Origin of the sequence: Actinomadura sp. NTSP31, from assembly GCF_041951385.1 — a bacterium.
GTDB classification, from domain to species: Bacteria; Actinomycetota; Actinomycetes; order Streptosporangiales; family Streptosporangiaceae; genus Spirillospora; species Spirillospora napierensis.
Map to the genome: position 1 here is coordinate 56,979 of NZ_JBGNUT010000042.1, position 15,387 is coordinate 72,365.

General features: G+C 75.6%; 16 protein-coding genes and 2 tRNA genes. 8 read left to right on the plus strand and 10 right to left on the minus strand.

What is annotated here, in order from left to right:
* Positions 1-12: 12 nt before the first annotated feature.
* Positions 13-759: a response regulator transcription factor gene (locus tag ACA514_RS43695; protein ID WP_375047375.1), complete on the minus strand. Its 747-nt coding sequence runs from the start codon at positions 757-759 to the stop codon at positions 13-15.
* An 85-nt stretch (positions 760-844) separates the two neighbouring features.
* A complete protein-coding gene (locus ACA514_RS43700) occupies positions 845-2,044 on the minus strand; it encodes a hypothetical protein (RefSeq protein ID WP_375047376.1) in 1,200 nt (399 codons plus the stop codon).
* A gap of 370 nt (positions 2,045-2,414) precedes the next feature.
* Here ACA514_RS43700 and rsgA point away from each other — a divergent pair, with 370 nt between their 5' ends.
* Positions 2,415-3,497: a ribosome small subunit-dependent GTPase A gene (gene rsgA / locus ACA514_RS43705; protein ID WP_375047377.1), complete on the plus strand. Its 1,083-nt coding sequence runs from the start codon at positions 2,415-2,417 to the stop codon at positions 3,495-3,497.
* Positions 3,498-3,606: 109 nt separating this feature from the next.
* On the opposite strand, the gene ACA514_RS43710 is transcribed toward rsgA, so the two are convergent.
* Together ACA514_RS43710 and ACA514_RS43715 are read right to left on the minus strand one after the other, a co-directional pair.
* Positions 3,607-4,449: an ABC transporter permease gene (locus tag ACA514_RS43710; protein WP_375047378.1), complete on the minus strand. Its 843-nt coding sequence runs from the start codon at positions 4,447-4,449 to the stop codon at positions 3,607-3,609.
* Positions 4,446-5,441, minus strand: coding sequence for an ATP-binding cassette domain-containing protein (locus ACA514_RS43715; RefSeq protein WP_375047379.1), 996 nt, complete (start codon positions 5,439-5,441; stop codon positions 4,446-4,448). The genes ACA514_RS43710 and ACA514_RS43715 overlap by 4 nt, the downstream gene beginning before the upstream one ends.
* Positions 5,442-5,566: 125 nt before the next feature.
* Here ACA514_RS43715 and ACA514_RS43720 point away from each other — a divergent pair, with 125 nt between their 5' ends.
* Positions 5,567-6,277 carry a TetR/AcrR family transcriptional regulator gene (locus ACA514_RS43720; RefSeq protein WP_375047380.1) on the plus strand — a complete coding sequence of 237 codons (711 nt, stop codon included), beginning with the start codon at positions 5,567-5,569 and terminating at the stop codon, positions 6,275-6,277.
* A gap of 42 nt (positions 6,278-6,319) precedes the next feature.
* Here ACA514_RS43720 and ACA514_RS43725 read toward each other — a convergent pair whose 3' ends face one another.
* Positions 6,320-6,880 (minus strand): AAA family ATPase, encoded by a 561-nt coding sequence (locus tag ACA514_RS43725; protein WP_375047381.1) that lies wholly within the window; start codon positions 6,878-6,880, stop codon positions 6,320-6,322.
* A 133-nt stretch (positions 6,881-7,013) separates the two neighbouring features.
* Here ACA514_RS43725 and ACA514_RS43730 point away from each other — a divergent pair, with 133 nt between their 5' ends.
* From ACA514_RS43730 to ACA514_RS43740, 3 genes are all read left to right on the plus strand, one after another.
* Positions 7,014-7,484, plus strand: a complete 471-nt coding sequence (locus ACA514_RS43730) for a helix-turn-helix domain-containing protein (RefSeq protein WP_375047382.1) — start codon at positions 7,014-7,016, stop codon at positions 7,482-7,484.
* The gene (locus tag ACA514_RS43735; protein ID WP_375047383.1) at positions 7,477-7,854 is read left to right on the plus strand and encodes a DUF4180 domain-containing protein; all 378 of its coding nucleotides are present in this window, start codon (positions 7,477-7,479) and stop codon (positions 7,852-7,854) included. The genes ACA514_RS43730 and ACA514_RS43735 overlap by 8 nt, the downstream gene beginning before the upstream one ends.
* Positions 7,855-8,432: 578 nt before the next feature.
* The gene (locus ACA514_RS43740) at positions 8,433-9,008 is read left to right on the plus strand and encodes an iron-containing redox enzyme family protein (protein ID WP_375047384.1); all 576 of its coding nucleotides are present in this window, start codon (positions 8,433-8,435) and stop codon (positions 9,006-9,008) included.
* A 51-nt stretch (positions 9,009-9,059) separates the two neighbouring features.
* Here the strand turns inward: ACA514_RS43740 and ACA514_RS43745 are convergent, their stop codons facing one another.
* Positions 9,060-10,058 (minus strand): zinc-dependent alcohol dehydrogenase family protein, encoded by a 999-nt coding sequence (locus ACA514_RS43745; protein WP_375047385.1) that lies wholly within the window; start codon positions 10,056-10,058, stop codon positions 9,060-9,062.
* A gap of 162 nt (positions 10,059-10,220) precedes the next feature.
* Between ACA514_RS43745 and ACA514_RS43750 the strand changes: the two genes are divergently transcribed.
* Positions 10,221-10,559, plus strand: coding sequence for an ArsR/SmtB family transcription factor (locus tag ACA514_RS43750; protein WP_375047386.1), 339 nt, complete (start codon positions 10,221-10,223; stop codon positions 10,557-10,559).
* A gap of 88 nt (positions 10,560-10,647) precedes the next feature.
* Here ACA514_RS43750 and ACA514_RS43755 read toward each other — a convergent pair whose 3' ends face one another.
* The 3 genes from ACA514_RS43755 to ACA514_RS43765 form a co-directional block, all read right to left on the minus strand.
* Entirely contained in the window at positions 10,648-11,199 is a 552-nt protein-coding gene (locus ACA514_RS43755) for a hypothetical protein (protein ID WP_375047387.1), read from the minus strand.
* 59 nt (positions 11,200-11,258) lie between these two features.
* Positions 11,259-11,331: transfer RNA gene (locus ACA514_RS43760), tRNA-Arg, on the minus strand.
* Positions 11,332-11,371: 40 nt separating this feature from the next.
* A tRNA-Cys gene (locus tag ACA514_RS43765) sits at positions 11,372-11,446 on the minus strand.
* A 448-nt stretch (positions 11,447-11,894) separates the two neighbouring features.
* Between ACA514_RS43765 and ACA514_RS43770 the strand changes: the two genes are divergently transcribed.
* Positions 11,895-13,352, plus strand: a complete 1,458-nt coding sequence (locus ACA514_RS43770; protein ID WP_375047388.1) for a benzaldehyde dehydrogenase — start codon at positions 11,895-11,897, stop codon at positions 13,350-13,352.
* A gap of 56 nt (positions 13,353-13,408) precedes the next feature.
* Here ACA514_RS43770 and erm read toward each other — a convergent pair whose 3' ends face one another.
* Positions 13,409-14,242, minus strand: a complete 834-nt coding sequence (gene erm / locus ACA514_RS43775) for an ErmE/ErmH/ErmO/ErmR family 23S rRNA (adenine(2058)-N(6))-methyltransferase (RefSeq protein WP_375047391.1) — start codon at positions 14,240-14,242, stop codon at positions 13,409-13,411.
* A 501-nt stretch (positions 14,243-14,743) separates the two neighbouring features.
* On the opposite strand from erm, the gene ACA514_RS43780 reads away from it, so the two are divergent.
* Positions 14,744-15,387 (plus strand): alpha/beta hydrolase (locus ACA514_RS43780; protein ID WP_375047389.1); only part of this gene is annotated, 644 nt, incomplete at its 3' end.

Sequence of the window (15,387 nt, forward strand, 5' to 3'; positions counted from 1 at the left end):
GCCGCCGCGTGCTCACGGGGACGCCGCCGTCCGCAGGACGTATCCGACGCCGCGGACGGTGTGGACGAGCCGCGGCATCCCGCCGGCCTCGGTCTTGCGCCGCAGGTACATCACGTACACGTCGAGGGAGTTGGAGGCGGGTTCGAAGTCGAAGCCCCAGACGGTCTCCAGGATCTGCTCGCGGGTGAGGACCTGGCGGGGGTGGGCCAGGAACATCTCCAGCAGCATGTACTCGGTGCGGGTGAGGGCCAGCGGCCGGCCGCCGCGGGTGACCTCGCGGGTGAGGGTGTCCATCCGCAGGTCGTCGAAGGACAGGACGTCCTCGCGGCGGGCGCCGGCGGCGCCGGCGGCGGTGTCGGCGTTCATCGCGGTGCGGCGCAGCAGGGCCCGCACCCGCGCCAGCAGCTCGTCGAGCTCGAACGGTTTGGCGAGGTAGTCGTCGGCGCCGGCGTCCAGGCCGGTGACGCGGTCGCCGACCATGTCGCGGGCGGTGAGCATCAGCACCGGCATGGTGGCGCCGAGGGCGCGCAGCCGGCGGCAGGTGGTCAGGCCGTCCATGCGGGGCATCAGCACGTCCAGCACGACCAGGTCGGGGCGTTCGGCCTCGACGCTCTGCAGGGCCGCGGCGCCGTCGGCGGCCTCGGCGACCCGGTAGCCCTCGAACTCCAGGCTGCTGGACAGCGATTCGCGGACGGCGGGCTCGTCGTCGACGATCAGTATCCGTGCGGCGGGCGCCGCCTGCGGGGTGCCGGGCTCCATGTACTCACCGTAAACAGCGCCGGTGAGGGCTCCGGCCGCCGGTACCGGTTTCTCATGGATCTTTCAGGAACTTCTGAGCGGCGCTTCAGCGGGCCGGGCCGCCGTCGGTCTCGTCGGCCCACACGTCGGCCGCGGCGGCGGGTTCCGCGGTGGCCGCGGCGGTGGCGGGTTCGGTCGTGACGGGTTCGGCGGTGATGACGACGGGGCCGGGGGCCGGGCGGGTCGCGGTGGTCCAGGTGGTGCGGGCCACGTCCACCACCACGTCGCGGGCGACGTCCAGGACCATGCCGCGCAGCACGTCCTTCATCGCGATCTTCAGGGCCTCGCGCAGCAGCTCGGCCATCACCACCTCGATGGCGGCGGTGGCGGCCTGGACGGCGGCGCGGACGGCCAGGTCGCGGGCGGTGCGGGCGAACGCGCCGCCCGCGGCGGCGGCCAGCAGCCCGCCGGCCGAGCGGGCGGCCTCGCGTGCGCCGGTGCGCTCGGCCAGGTCGCGGCCGGCGCCGGCGGCGGCGCCCGCGATCGGGGACAGCTCCGCGGCGATCGCGGTCAGCTCGGCGGAGCCGCGGGCCCGCTCGCGCAGCGCGGCGGCCAGGTCCCGGGCGGTGTCGCGGGCGGTCTCGCGGACGACGCGGGCGACGATGTCGCGGCCGGCGACCAGCGCGGCGTCGACCGCGGCGTCGGCGACGGTGTCGATCGCGGCGTCCACGACGGCCTTGGTGGCGGCCTGCGCGGCCGGTGACGCGGCGGCGGTGGTCATGGTGCGGCCCGCCACGTCCAGCGCGGTGGCGGTGGCGGCGCGGGCGAGGGGGCTGCGGGCGGCGAGGCGGCGCGCGGCGACGGCCATGGGGTGCTGGGCGGCCTGACCGGCCAGGGTCATCGCGGCGGTCGCGGCCTCCAGCGCGCCCGCGGTGGCGGGGTTGGCCTCGGCGGCGGCGCGGGCCTCCCGCACCGCCTTCTCGGCGGCCGCGGAGGCGGCCTTGACGGCGGCGTCGCGAGCGGCCTTCTCCACGGCCTTCATCACCGGGGTGCCGGCCATCTGCTCCACGATCCGGGACGCGGCGAGCGAGGCGGCGTCGCGGGCGGCGTGCCGGACGGGTTCGCTGACGGTGGTGGCGAGGCGTGCGGCGCCTCCGGCGACGGGCGCGAGCCCGTTCCACAGCTCCTCCAGCCGTTCGGCCGCGGCCTGGTCGGCGTGCGCCGCGCGCTCGGCGAGGCCGCCGGTCGCGCCGGGTTCCCGGTCGCGCGGCTGCTCGTCCTGCCGGTCGCTTTCGTCCACGGCCATGCCCCCTATCACGGTCCGCCGCCTCAAATCACCATACGTTCCGATTGGCGGTTCCACTCCCCCGCTGCGGCGGCCGCCTCCGCCGAACGGCCGCGCGGGCGCTCCGGGCGGCTCCACGGCGGCCGGTCGGCGGGCCGGTCGGGGGGTGGTCGGGGGGCGCGTTAATCGGTGGCCCGGTGCGGGCCGCGGCGGCTAGGGTCGGGCGCGGAACCGAGAGGGGGATGAGGGCCATGGCCGTTGTCGCAGTCGCTGCTGCGTCCGCTGTCGCGCGCGGCAGCCAGCCCGTCCTCGTCTTCCGGGCCTCCGGCTGACACCGGTCCGCTTCGTCCGGCCGCTCGCCGGGGCCCCTTCTGTGAAGGGTTCCATTCCGTTGTCTTCTTTCGACGGGTCTCCCCTGTCCGCCTACGGCTGGGACGAGACCCTGGAGAACGTCTTCCTTCCGCACCGCGCGGCCGGGCTGGTGCCCGCGCGGGTCGCCGCCGTGGACCGCGGGCTGTGCGATGTGGTGACCGAGTCGGGTCCCGGGCGGGCCGCCGCCGGGGCGTTCGGGTCCCCCGCCGATCCGGCGCAGGCGCCGTGCACGGGCGACTGGGCGGCGCTTCGGCCGGACGGCCCGGACGGGCGGCCGGTGCTGGCGGCGCTGCTGCCGCGCCGCACCGCGATCGTCCGGTCGTCGGCGTCGCGGGATTCGCGCGGGCAGGTGCTGGCCGCCAACGTCGACACCGTCGCGATCGCGGTGCCGCTGGTGCCCGATCCCGATCTCGGGCGCCTGGAGCGGCTGCTCGCGCTGGCGTGGGAGAGCGGGGCGCGGCCGGTGGTCGTGCTGACCAAGGCCGACCAGGTCGCCTCGGCCGGGGAGGCGGAGGCGGCGGTCGCCGTCGCCGCCCCGGGCGTGGACGTGGTGGCGTGCAGCGCCGCGACCGGCGACGGCGTCGAGGTGGTCGCGGCGGTGCTGTCGGGCACGGTGGTGCTGGTCGGGCCGTCCGGCGCGGGCAAGTCCACCCTCGGCAACGCGCTGCTGGGCGCCGACGCGCTGGCCACGGGCGCCGTCCGGGAATCGGACGGCAAGGGCCGGCACACCACGGTGCGGCGGGAGTTGCTGCCGCTGCCGGGCGGCGGCGTCCTGATCGACACGCCGGGGCTGCGGGGCGTGGGGCTGTTCGACGCCGGCGACGGGCTGCGGCGGGCGTTCGCCGACATCGAGGAGCTGGCCGGGGGCTGCCGGTTCGGCGACTGCGCCCATGCCGGGGAGCCGGGCTGCGCGGTGCTGGCGGCCGTGGCGGACGGGTCGCTTGCGCAGCGGCGCCTGGACAGCTACCGCAAGCTGCTGCGCGAGAACGCGTGGATCGCCTCGCGGACCGACGCGCGGCTGCGCGCCGAGCAGCGCGACAAGTGGAAGGCCGTGAGCCGGTGGCAGCGGCGGATGTACAAGGAGCGGGGGCGCGGCCGGTGACCGGGAGGTGACCGGCGCGGTAGGAGGCGTCCGCGGCGGCGGTGCGCCGTTGGGCGTGTGAGCGGGCGGGCCGCGCTCCCGCGCAGGCGGGGGCGCGGCCCGTTCACGGTTACCGGCCGCGCCGGTTGAAGGTGCGCACCGACAGCGGCGCGAACACCGCGATCAGCGCGATCGACCACAGCAGCGTCGCGGCGACGGGGTGGGCGAGCGGCCAGGCCGGGTCGGCGTGGCCGCCGGCGGGCGCGCCGGGGTTGCCGAACAGCTGCCGGCAGGCGGCGGTGGCGGCGCTGACGGGGTTCCAGTCGGCGACGGCGCGCAGCCAGGCGGGCATGCCGGTGGTCGGGACGAAGGAGTTCGACAGCATCGTGACCGGGAACACCAGCGGGACGAACTGGTCGGCGGTCTGCTCGTTGCGCACCACCAGCCCGAGGTAGCAGCCGGCCCAGCTGAGGGCGTGCCGCAGCAGCACCAGCAGCAGGAACGCCTCGGCGGTGGGCCACACACCGCGGTGCGCGCGCCATCCGACGACCAGGCCGGTGGCGGCCATGATGACCAGCGCGAGGATCCCGTTGACGGCGTCGGCGCCGGCCTGCCCGAACGGGACGGCCGAGCGCGCCATCGGCATGGCGCGGAAGCGGTCCATGACGCCGCGGGAGGCGTCGGTGGCGACCCGCAGGGTGACGGCCGCGACGGAGGTGAACGACACCATGACGAACAGGCCGGGCATCAGGTACTCGCGGTAGTTGCCGCCGCCGGGGACGCTGATGGCGCTGCCGAACACGTATCCGAACAGCACGACCATGACGGCGGGGAAGATCAGCGCGGCGATCAGCTCGCCGGGTTCCCGGCGCAGCCGGCTCAGCTCGCGGCCGACGAGGGCGAGCCCGTCGGCGGCGCTCCAGCGCAGCCGCGCGGCCGGGGACGGGCGGGGGGTGAGGGCGGGCGCGGTCATCGCACGGTCTCCTTCCGCCGTTCGGCGGTGTCGCCGGCATCGGGTCCGGTGCCGGGTTCGGCGTCGCGGCCGGTGAGGCGCAGGAACACCTCGTCGAGGGTGGGGCGGCGCAGGCCGACGTCGTCGGCGGTGACGCCGGCGCGGTCGAGTTCGCGGACGACGTCGGCGAGCCGGACGGCGCCGCGGGTGAGCGGGACGGTCAGCCGCGCGCCGTCCAGGGCGGGGTGGGCGCCGGCGATCCCGGCCAGGACGCGGGCGGCGTCGCCGGCGTCGGCGGGGTCGGCCAGCACGACGTCGAGGCGGTCGCCGATGGAGGCCTTCAGCCGGTCGGGGGTGCCGCCGGCGATGACGCGGCCGCGGTCGATGACGACGACGTCGTCGGCGAGCCGGTCGGCCTCCTCCAGGTACTGGGTGGTGAGCAGCACGGTGGTGCCGTCGGCGACCAGGCCGCGGACGGCGTCCCAGATCTCGCCGCGGCTGCGCGGGTCCAGGCCGGTGGTGGGCTCGTCCAGGAACAGCACCCGGGGGCGCAGGATGAGGCTGGTGATCAGGTCGAGGCGGCGGCGCATGCCGCCGGAGTAGCCCTGCACCTGCCGGTCGGCGGCGTCCATCAGCCCGAACCGCTCCAGCAGCTCGTCGGCGCGGCGGCGGGCCTCGCGGCGGGGCAGGTGGTACAGGCGGCCGAACAGGCGCAGGTTGCCGCGCCCGGTGAGCTTCTCGTCGACGGCGGCGTACTGGCCGGCCAGCCCGATGCGGGCGCGGACCTCGTCGGGGCGGGCGGCGACGTCGTAGCCGGCGACGCGGGCGCGGCCGGAGTCGGCGTCGGCGAGCGTGGCCAGGATCCGCACGGCGGTGGTCTTGCCGGCGCCGTTGGGGCCGAGCAGGCCGCAGACGGTGCCGGGCGCGACGGCGAGGTCGAGGCCGTCCAGGGCGTTGGTGCCGCCGTAGCGCTTGTGCAGCGCCTCGGCCAGCACGATCGGTTCGTCCGGCATCGATCCTCCATTGGGTACGGCGTACGCGGTTGGGCTGCCGCCAGGGTAGGCAACCGAGTACGATGTACGCAACTAGGATTCCGGGAAGGGGTCGCGCGGGCCCCGTACCGGCGGAGGGGAGCACGGTGGCGGACGTCGAGGCGGCGGGCATCTTCGCGGTCCCCGAACGGCAGGGCCGGGGCCCCCGGCCCGCCTACAGCCGCGCCCAGATCACCGAGGCGGCGGTGCGGATCGCCGACGCCGACGGCCTGGAGGCGGCGTCGATGCGGCGGATCGCCGCCGAGCTCGGCACCGGCGCGATGTCGCTGTACCGCTACGTGCCCTCCCGCGACGACCTGATCGAGCTGATGTACGACCACGTCGTCGGCACCCTGGAGGTCCCGGCCCGCCCGACCGGCGACTGGCGCGCCGACCTGCGCCTGGTCGCCCGCAACACCCGCGCGATGTGGCTGGCGCACCCCTGGGTGGCCGACCTGCACCGCGCCCGCCCGGTGTTCGGCCCCAACCAGCTGCGGATCACCGAGTTCGGCCTCGGCGCGCTGGACGTCGGCATCCCGGTCGACGACATCCTCACGCTGGTGAACATGCTGAACGGCTACGTCATCGCCACCGTCCGCACCGAGATCGAATGGGAGCGCGAGCGGCGCCGCACGGGCATGACGATGCGGGACTGGATGCGCCGGAGCTCCCCTTACGTCCAGCAGCTGCTCGACAGCGGCGAGCACCCGATGCTCACCCGCGTGGTGAAGGACGCGGCGCTGCCGCACATGTCCCCCGACGACCAGTTCGCCTACGGCCTGGAGCGCGTCCTGGACTGCATCGCCTCCTGCATGTGAGGCGCCCCCGGGGGCCGCGGACCGGCCGCGGACCGGCCGGGGTCAGGGCAGCCGGTAGGCGCCGCGGGCCAGGCCGTCGGACACCGCCCGGGCGGTGTCCTCGGCGGTCAGCGCCCCGGAGTCCAGGACGTGGGGCTCGTGGTCGCCGAGGTCGGCGAACTCCTCGAACATCCGCCCGACCGGGCCGGGATCGGTGAGCGCGCCGGGCCCCCGCGCGGTGGCGCGGGCGAGCACGACGTCCCGGTCCGGGCGCAGCACCACGTAGTGCAGCGGGACGCCGGCGCCGGCCGCGGCGCGGCGGAACGGGCCGAGGAACCAGGGGCCGACGACGCCGTCGAACACAACGTGGTATCCCCCGGCGGCGTATCCGGCGGCGGCGGTGGCCTGGACGCCGACGACGGTCTCGTTCTGCCGCCCCGCCTCGGGCAGGTACGGCGGGATCGCGCCCTGGGCGATGAAGGCGAAGAAGTCGTCGCCGTGCAGCCGCACGCTCGGGGTCAGGCGTGCGGCCAGCAGCCGGGCGACGGTGCTCTTGCCGGCGCCGCACGGCCCGGTCAGCACGATGACCGCCGCGCGCCCCTCGTCCGCCGCCTCGTCCGTCACCGCTCCGCCCTCCCGTGAGCGCGGGCCGGGTGCCCGCCGTCGGCCACGTTATCGCCGGGACAGGACAGGACGGGCCCGAATTATGTTACGCAAAACTCCCTATCACTCCCTTCGTAGGGTAGTTTGAGGAGTGATGACGGAGAAGATGTACTCGGTGGAGGAGGTCGCGGACCTTCTCGGGCTGCATGTGCGGACGGTCCGCGGTTACATCCGGGCCGGGCGGCTGCGGGCGGTGCGGATCGGCAAGCAGTACCGGATCTCCGTGGCCGCTCTGCAGGAGCTGACCGGGCGGCCGGAGCCGGCGGCGGCCGGAGCGGGGGGCGCGGGCGGGGCCGGGCGGGCGGAGGTGTCGAGCATCGTGCAGATCGACGGGGTCGGCCGGGCCGCCGCCGACCGGATCGGCACGTTCGTGCTGGCCGGGGTGAACACCGGCCGCGGCGAGGGCGGCCCTTTGCGCGTGCAGACCGTCTACGACCAGGAGCGGAACCGGATGAAGATCGTGATTCTGGGCGGCGTGTCCGCCACCGCCGAGGTGCTGCGGCTGATCGACGGCGTGCTGGACGGCGGGGCCCTGGACTCCGGAGGGGAGACGGGAGATGCCTGACGAGGTGCGGGAGCGGGCCGGGGTGCCGGTGCTGGTGTGCGACCCGGACGGGCCGCCGGTGGCCACCGAGCAGGACGTGCTCGACCTGATCGGCTCGGCGTTCCTGGGCGCGCGGGTGGTGGCGGTGCCGGCGGGGCGGCTGGACGAGCGCTTCTTCTCGCTCGGCACCCGGTTCGCGGGGGAGGTCATGCAGAAGTTCGTCAACTACCGGATGCGGCTGGCGGTGGTCGGGGACATCTCCCGGCGGCTGGCGGCCAGTCCGGCGCTGCGCGCGCTGGTGCGGGAGTCGAACGCGGCGGACCACGTCTGGTTCGTCCCCGATCTGGAGGCGCTGGACGCCCGGCTGCGCACGGTCGCCCACCCCGCCTGAACTCCCCCGGACGCGGCCGGCGGGCGGCGCGAACGCCCGCGACCTATCAGGTATGGGAGGGTTCGGTGGGCCCGGTGGGGTCCGGGAACGTTTCACGGCCGGATCCGGCCATGGGGCGGGTGGTATCGGTCCCGGTGCGGGGCGCCGCCCGGACGGCAGAAAAGCGCGGCGGCGGCCGCTTTCCGATAAAGGCGCAGCCCGGTTGCGCCCGGTGCGGAATTATCATACGGCGGCGAGGCCGCGCAAGGTATCGCGGTGGCCACCGTAATGGATCGCTGCGGGTGATATCGGGTGGGGCAGGCGGGTCGGCTAGGTTCTGCTGAGAGCACGTCGCATCGCCTGTTCGCGGGCCGGTGCCGGCGGGCGCGTTCCCCGGCGAAAAACCCCGGTTCACCGCTCTGACGTGCTGCGATGATGGGCATGAAATGGCCTCAGATCATTGGAGAAGCATGACCTCGCTCGCTGGATCCGCCGTATCGGCCGACCTGATCGCGCACGCCCGGGGAACGCTGGACAGCAGTGCGTTCTTTTCCGATCTGCGCGCGGGAAAGGCTCCGATCGGAGTTGTCCGGGAAGTTATGGGCCAGTACTACCTGTGGCGGAACCAATTCCACCGTTGGCTCGGCGTCTGCGTGGTGAAGAGCCCGGCGTTCGGGACCGAGTCGGACGCCTTCCGCGTGCTGTCCGGGCTGACCGCGCACATCGAGGAGGAGGTCGGCGGCGACCACCACGGCCTGGCGGTGCGGCTGCTGCGGGCGCTGGGCGTCGAGCGGCCCGCGGCGGTGGCGCCGCTGCCGGTGACCGCCGCCTACTGCGAGTCGTTCCCGGCGCGGTACCTGGACCCGGCGCGCGGCGGGGCGGAGGCCGTCGCGGCGCTGGCGGGCCGGGAGATCGCGAGCCCGGCGCGCAACCGCATCATGATCGACGCGCTGTCGGCGCATTACGGGGTGACCTCGGGGCTGGAGTTCCTCACCCTGCACGAGACCAAGGGGCCGGGCCAGTTCGCGGCGCTGTGGGACGTCCTGACGAACGGCTTCTTCGCCGACGAGGCGCTGATGGTGCGGGCGGCGCGCGAGGAGATCGGCGAGCACGTCGGGTTCTGGGACGAGGTGTACGCGCACCTGTCCCGCGACCTCGCCGCGGTCCCCGCCTGACACCGCCCGCCCCGCCCGCCGGTCCCCGCGCGGGGACCGGCGGGCGGCGGGTCAGCGGCCGGTGGTCGCGATGATCTTGCCGGTCCGGGTGCCGGTTTCCAGGTGGCGGTGGGCCTCGACGATGTCGTCGAGGCCGAAGACGCGGTCGACGGCGGGCGCGAAGGCGCCGGTGCGCAGTCCGGAGGCGACGAACGCCTCGGCGCGGCGCAGCCGGCGCGGGTCGGTGGTGGTCTCGTGGACGGTGTAGGTCCGCATGTTCAGGGCGGGCATGCCGAGTTCGAAGCCGGGGTAGGGGGTCGGTTCCCCGCTGAGCATCCCGTACTCGATGAGGGTGCCGCCGGGTGCGACGGCGCGGGCCAGGTCGATCACGCCGGGGCCGGCGACGGCGTCGAACACGAACTCCGCGCCGCGTCCGCCGGTCAGGTCCAGGATCCGGTCGGCGACGTCCCGCCCGCCGGTGACGATCACCTCCGCGGCGCCGGCCTCGAGCAGCGCGCCGGTCTTGGCGGGGCTGCGGGTGAGGGCGATGGGGCGGGCGCCGGCGCGGTCGGCGACGGCGATGGCGGCCAGCCCGACGCCGCTGGACGCGGCGGTCAGCACGACGGTGTCGCCGGCGCGCATCCCGCCGGTCTCCACCAGCGCCCCGTAGGCGGTCAGGTAGGGCATCCACACCGCGGCGCCGCCGATCGCGTCCAGGTTCTCGGGGCGGTGCACGACGGCGGCCGCGGGGACGACCGCGGTGTCGGCGTAGACGCCGTAGTCGTTCATCGAGAACGCCGGGACCACGCTGACGGGCTGCCCGGTCCGGAACCCGGTGGCGCCGGGTCCGGCGGCGCGCACGACGCCTGAGGCCTCGGCGCCGAGCCGGGCGGGGAACGACCTGACGGGCTCGATATAGGTCCCGGCGCGGAACAGCGCCTCGGCGCGGTTGAGGCCGATCGCCTCGATGTCGATCAGCAGTTCGCCGGGGCCGGGCCCGCCGGTGTCGGCGTCCTCCAGCCGCAGCACCTCCGGGCCTCCCACCTGGTGGAACCGCACCGTCCTGGTCATCGCGACCTCACCCCTTCGGTTCGGCGGCGGCGCCGCGCGGCGCCGTGCCAGGGGCACAACCCAAGCCGAAAGTACGATCACTGTCAAACTTCTACCCTCATCGTACTTTGATGTTGATCGTAGTTCGACGGGTGTCGTACGATGCGGCCGGGAGGTGCGGTGATGGCGACGGCACGGCACGGCGGGCGCGACCGCGTCCCGCCGCACCCCGACGTCCGCGAGGTCGGGCTGCAGCAGGTCCTGGAGGCGCTGGTCGACCCGGTCCGCCGCCGGATCGTCACCGAACTGCACGCCGCGGGCGCCGACCTGAGCTGCGGCACGATCGATCTGCCGGTCGGCAAGTCGACCGCCACCCACCATTTCCACGTGCTGCGGGAGGCGGGCCTCATCCGCCAGTACTACGTCGGCACCTCCCGCATGAACGCGCTGCGCCGCGAGGAGTTCGACGCGGTCTACCCCGGGCTGCTGGACGTCGTCGTCGGCGAACGCCACCGGGACTGACCGGCCCCTCCGCCGCCGGGCCCCTCCGCCGCCGGGCCCCGCTGAGGCGCGACCTGCGCCCTCCCCCGCCGGGGGCCTGGACGGGGTGTCAGGCGGTGGGGAAGTCACGGCGCTTGATCTTGGCCTTGTCGCAGCCGGGGTCGGCGGGGTCGCGCCAGAACACGATGCCCTCGTAGGGGCGGGCGCGCAGCCAGGCGGCCAGGCCGTCGTGGTCGCGGGGGACCTCGCCGAGGTCGTCGGCGCCGTGCGGGACCAGGACGTGCTCGGCGGCCCCCTCGGGGTTCCCGTTGATCCTCGGACCGATCAGCTCGTAGGTGCCGGCCTCGAACGCGCGGCCGGCCAGGGCGGCGCGCAGATGCTTCCAGAACGCCGACTGCTCGGCGGGCTCCCACCCGACCGTCCTGCCGGTGGCGGGGTCGGCGGCGACCGGGACGAACCCGGGCGGCACGGGACGGCCCGCCTTGACCTCGCGGCGGGCGTGCCAGCGGGCGCCGTCGAACCGCACGCACGTGCCGTCGTACTTGCGGGTGGCGCGGCCCTCCCCCGCCGCCACCCACGCGCAGGACGGGTCGAGCTCGCGGGTGACATGGCGGGGGTCGCCGTCCCAGTCGCGGACGAACAGCGTCGGAATCTTGCGCATCACGGGCCTTCCCGGCTGGTCTGTCGGTGTCACGGCCGCCGCGGCGGGGCGGCGCGGGGTCTCCCCGGCAGGAATCGAACCTGCGGCGCCCGGCTTCGGGGACCGGTGCTCTGTCCTCTGAGCTACGGGGAGCGGGCCCCGCCCCCCGGGTGACTGAAGGGGGGCGGGGCGGAGACGCTGGTGGGATTCGAACCCACGTGAAACGGAGTTGCAGTCCGCTGCCTGATGTCCACTCGGCTACAGCGTCCGGGCCCGTCCGGCGGCCGGACGCGAAGAAGGCCGCCGTTCCGGGTGGGAAGGGCGGCCATCGCGCAAGGGGTTCGCGCGCGTGTCAGGGGGCCGCCCGCCCGGTGGTCCGGGCACAGGCGCAGGTGCGTTCGCCGCGTCGGCGGGTCATGGTCTGCTCCTCCCGGGTGGCGTGCTGGTGCGATCAGCATGCCCGGCGCCGCGGCGCGCCCGCAACGGGTTTTCGCGGCCGTCCGGACACGGCGCGCGCGGACGGTGAGCGCGGTTCCGGCGGGCCGTGCCGCCGGATATTCCATTGAGCGGAAAGGCGCTGTTCCGCCGGGCGCGCGGCACCGCGAGTCTGGAGTGCGCGGGACCGCGCCGAGCGGGGCGGGGCTGCGGAAAGCTCGCGGCGCGGGCAAAGACGAAACGAGCATGACGCAACATAGGCACGGCGAAAGGAGCCGACGATGGCGCTGCTGGACCCCGGCACATGGACGGGGAAGATCTTCACCGGCGGGTGGACGGCCGCGGACGGCGGCGCCCTGGAGGTCGTCGAGCCGGCGACCGGCGCGACCCTCGGCACGCTGGGCCGGGCGTCGGCGCACGACGTGGCGCAGTCGGCGGCCGCGGCCGCCGCCGCGCAGCGCGACTGGGCCGCGCGCACCTACGAGGACCGCGCGGCGGTACTGCGGCGCGCCGGCCGGCTGTTCGAGGACCACGCCGCCGAGATCCAGGACTGGATCGTCCGGGAGGCCGGATCGGTCCCCGCCAAGGCGGAACTGGAAGCGCGGTTCGCGGCGAGCCTGTGCTACGAGGCCGCCGCGCTGGCCTCCCACCCGCAGGGCCTGGTCCTGCCGTCGGCGCAGCCCCGGTGGAGCCTGGCGCGGCGCCGCCCCGCCGGCGTCGTCACCGTGATCGCCCCGTTCAACTTCCCGCTGATCCTGTCGATGCGGTCGGTGGCGCCGGCCCTGGCGCTCGGCAACGCCGTCCTGCTCAAGCCCGACCCGCGCACCGCGGTGTGCGGGGGCGTGAGCGTCGCCCGGATCTTCCAGGAGGCCGGCCTGCCCGAAGGGCTGCTGCACCTGCTGCCCGGCGGACGCGAGACCGGCGAGGCGGTGGTGTCGGCGCCGCAGGTGCGGGTCGTGTCGTTCACCGGGTCCACCGCGGCGGGCCGCACGATCGGTGAGGTGTGCGGACGGCTCCTCAAGCGCGCCCACCTGGAACTCGGCGGCAACAACGCCCTCATCGTGCTGCCGGGCGCCGACATCGCCAAGGCCGTGTCGGCGGGCGCCTGGGGATCGTTCCTGCACCAGGGCCAGATCTGCATGACCACCGGACGGCACCTGGTCCACCACAGCCTGCACGACGAGTACGTCGCCGCGCTGGCCGACAAGGCCGACAAGCTGCCCGTCGGCAACCCCGCGACCGGACAGGTCGCGCTCGGCCCCATCATCGACGAGCACCAGCTAGCGCACGTCGACGACCTGGTCCGCGGCACCGTCGCCGCCGGCGCGCGCCTGGCCGCGGGCGGCACCCACGAAGGCCTGTTCTACCGCCCGACCGTCCTGGCCGAGGTCGCACCCGACATGCCCGCCTACGCCCAGGAGGTGTTCGGGCCCGTCGCGCCGGTCGTGCCGTTCTCCAGCGTGGACGAGGCGGTCGCGCTGGCCGCCGACAGCGAGTACGGGCTGTCGCTGGGCATCCTCGGCGACGTCGGCCAGGCGATGCGGATCGCCGACGCGGTCCCCACCGGGCTGGTCCACATCAACGACCAGACCGTCAACGACGAGCCGGTCGTGCCGTTCGGCGGGCTGGCCGCCTCGGGCAACGGGTCGCGGTTCGGCGGCCCCGACGCCAACATCGAGGCGTTCACCGAGACCCAGTGGGTCACGATGCGCGACCAGATCGCCCCCTACCCGTTCTGACCCGACACCCTGCGGGGCGGCCGCCGGACGATCCCGGCGACCGCCCCGCAGGGAGATCAGTGGCGCGGCCTCACGCCGGGACCGCCGCGGCCCACGCCGATCCCGTACAGGACCCGGACCAACACGACCCACTGATCGGGATGCGCGTCGGCGACCAGCGCGCCCGGCGCGATCCCCGCCGCCCGCAGCGCCGCGTCCACCCGCCGGCCAGGATGCCGCAGGCACAGCGAGGCCCGCAGCGTCCCGCCCCTGCCGGTGAACCCCAGGTCGACGCAGCGCAGGTAGTCGCCCATCGCCTCCCGCGGCAGCAGCGGACGCGCCCGCCGCGTCAACCGCAGCACCGCCCCGTCCACCCGCGGCACCGGCCGGAACAGCCCGCGCGGGACCCGGCCGCCCATCTCCCAGCCGAACTCCGGCCAGGTCCGCACCGTCAGCCGCGACCAGCGGCCGAACCCGCCGGTGCGCTTGCGCGCGTACTCCAACTGCGTGATCAGCGTCGCCGACGCCAGCCCCGGCGCCGCCAGCGCCCACCCGACGATCCGCGACGTCGAAGCGAACGGGATGTTGCCCGCCAGATGGAACGGGCCCGACGGCGGCCGCGCCGCCAGGAAGTCGCCGGCCACGCACCGCACGTTGCCCAGCGCCGCGCACCGGGCCCGCAACCGCGCCGCCAGCCGCGGATCGATCTCATAAGCGATCACCGAGCCGGCCCGGGCCGCCAGCGCGGCCGTGACCCGCCCGTCGCCCGCACCGGCCTCCACGACCAGCGCGTCGGGCGCGGGCACGGCGGCGCGGGCGTAGCGGGCGACGGCCGCCGGATCGGACAGGAAGTTCTGCGACAGCGCGCGCCGCGCCTGCGAGCGCGGGCCGCCGTGATGACCGTGGTTCAGGGTCGCCGTCCTCGGCTTCCGGCCCGGGACGGGCCGGCCGGACGGGCACCGGGGAACACGCAGGCGGCGGCACGGCAACAGTGGCCGCTGACACGATCGGTGACGCGGCCGGACATACGACCGCAAATCCGGCCGCGAAGCGCGGGCGGGCCCGTCCGAGATGGTCATGGACGCTCGAAGGCCCCGGACCACGGGCATGCACCGCCGACGACGCACGACCCGCAGGTCGCCGCGCCGCCGCGCAACGGGCAGGAACCGCTCAACGGCCCCCGCCGGGAAGATCAGACGAAGGTGCGCGCCACCCGCCGGTCCAGGACGGAACAGGCCTCACGCAGCCGCACGTACACGGCCGGGCCGGTCCCCAGGACCGCGCTCTTTACGAAACACCCCATGCGCGCGATCGTAGGGGACCGCGCGGACCGGCCCCAACCGGTTTTCCCGCACGGCGGCCACCCAGGCCGCAGCCCGCCCGACCGCCGCACCGACACCCCACGGAGTGCCATGGGCCGCGACCCGGACTACCTGGCGTTCCTGCGCCGCCGCCTCACCGAACCCCCGGCCGCACCCGCCCCCCGAACGGGACACGCCGGACGCGACCCGGCCCGCGCCATCGAGGACGCACGCCGCGAACACGCCGCCGACCTGGCCCGCTGCCCGCGCCCACCCCTCCCCCTCGTCCGCGACCTCACCCTCGACGGCCCCACCGGACCGCTGCCCGCCCGCCTCTACCACCCCGGCGGCCACCGGCCCGCCCCCACCCTGGTCTACTTCCACGGCGGCGGCTGGGTCCTCGGCGACGTCGACAGCTACGACCCCGTCGTCCGGGCGCTCGCCACCGCCGCCGCCGGCACCGCCTGGCTGTCGGTCGGCTACCGCCGCCCACCCGAACACCCCTTCCCCGCCGCCCTCGACGACGCCGTCGCCGCCGTCCGCTGGGCCACCGCCAACGCCGACCGCATCGGCGCCGACCCCGCCCGCACCGGCGTCGCCGGCGACAGCGCCGGCGGCCAGCTCGCCGCCGCCGCGGCCGGCCTGCTGCGCACCGCCGGCCCCTCCCGGCCCGCCCTGCAACTGCTGGTCTACCCCGCCCTCGACCTGCGCGACGTCCCACCCGACCCGCCCGACCCCGACGGCCTGCCCTGGCC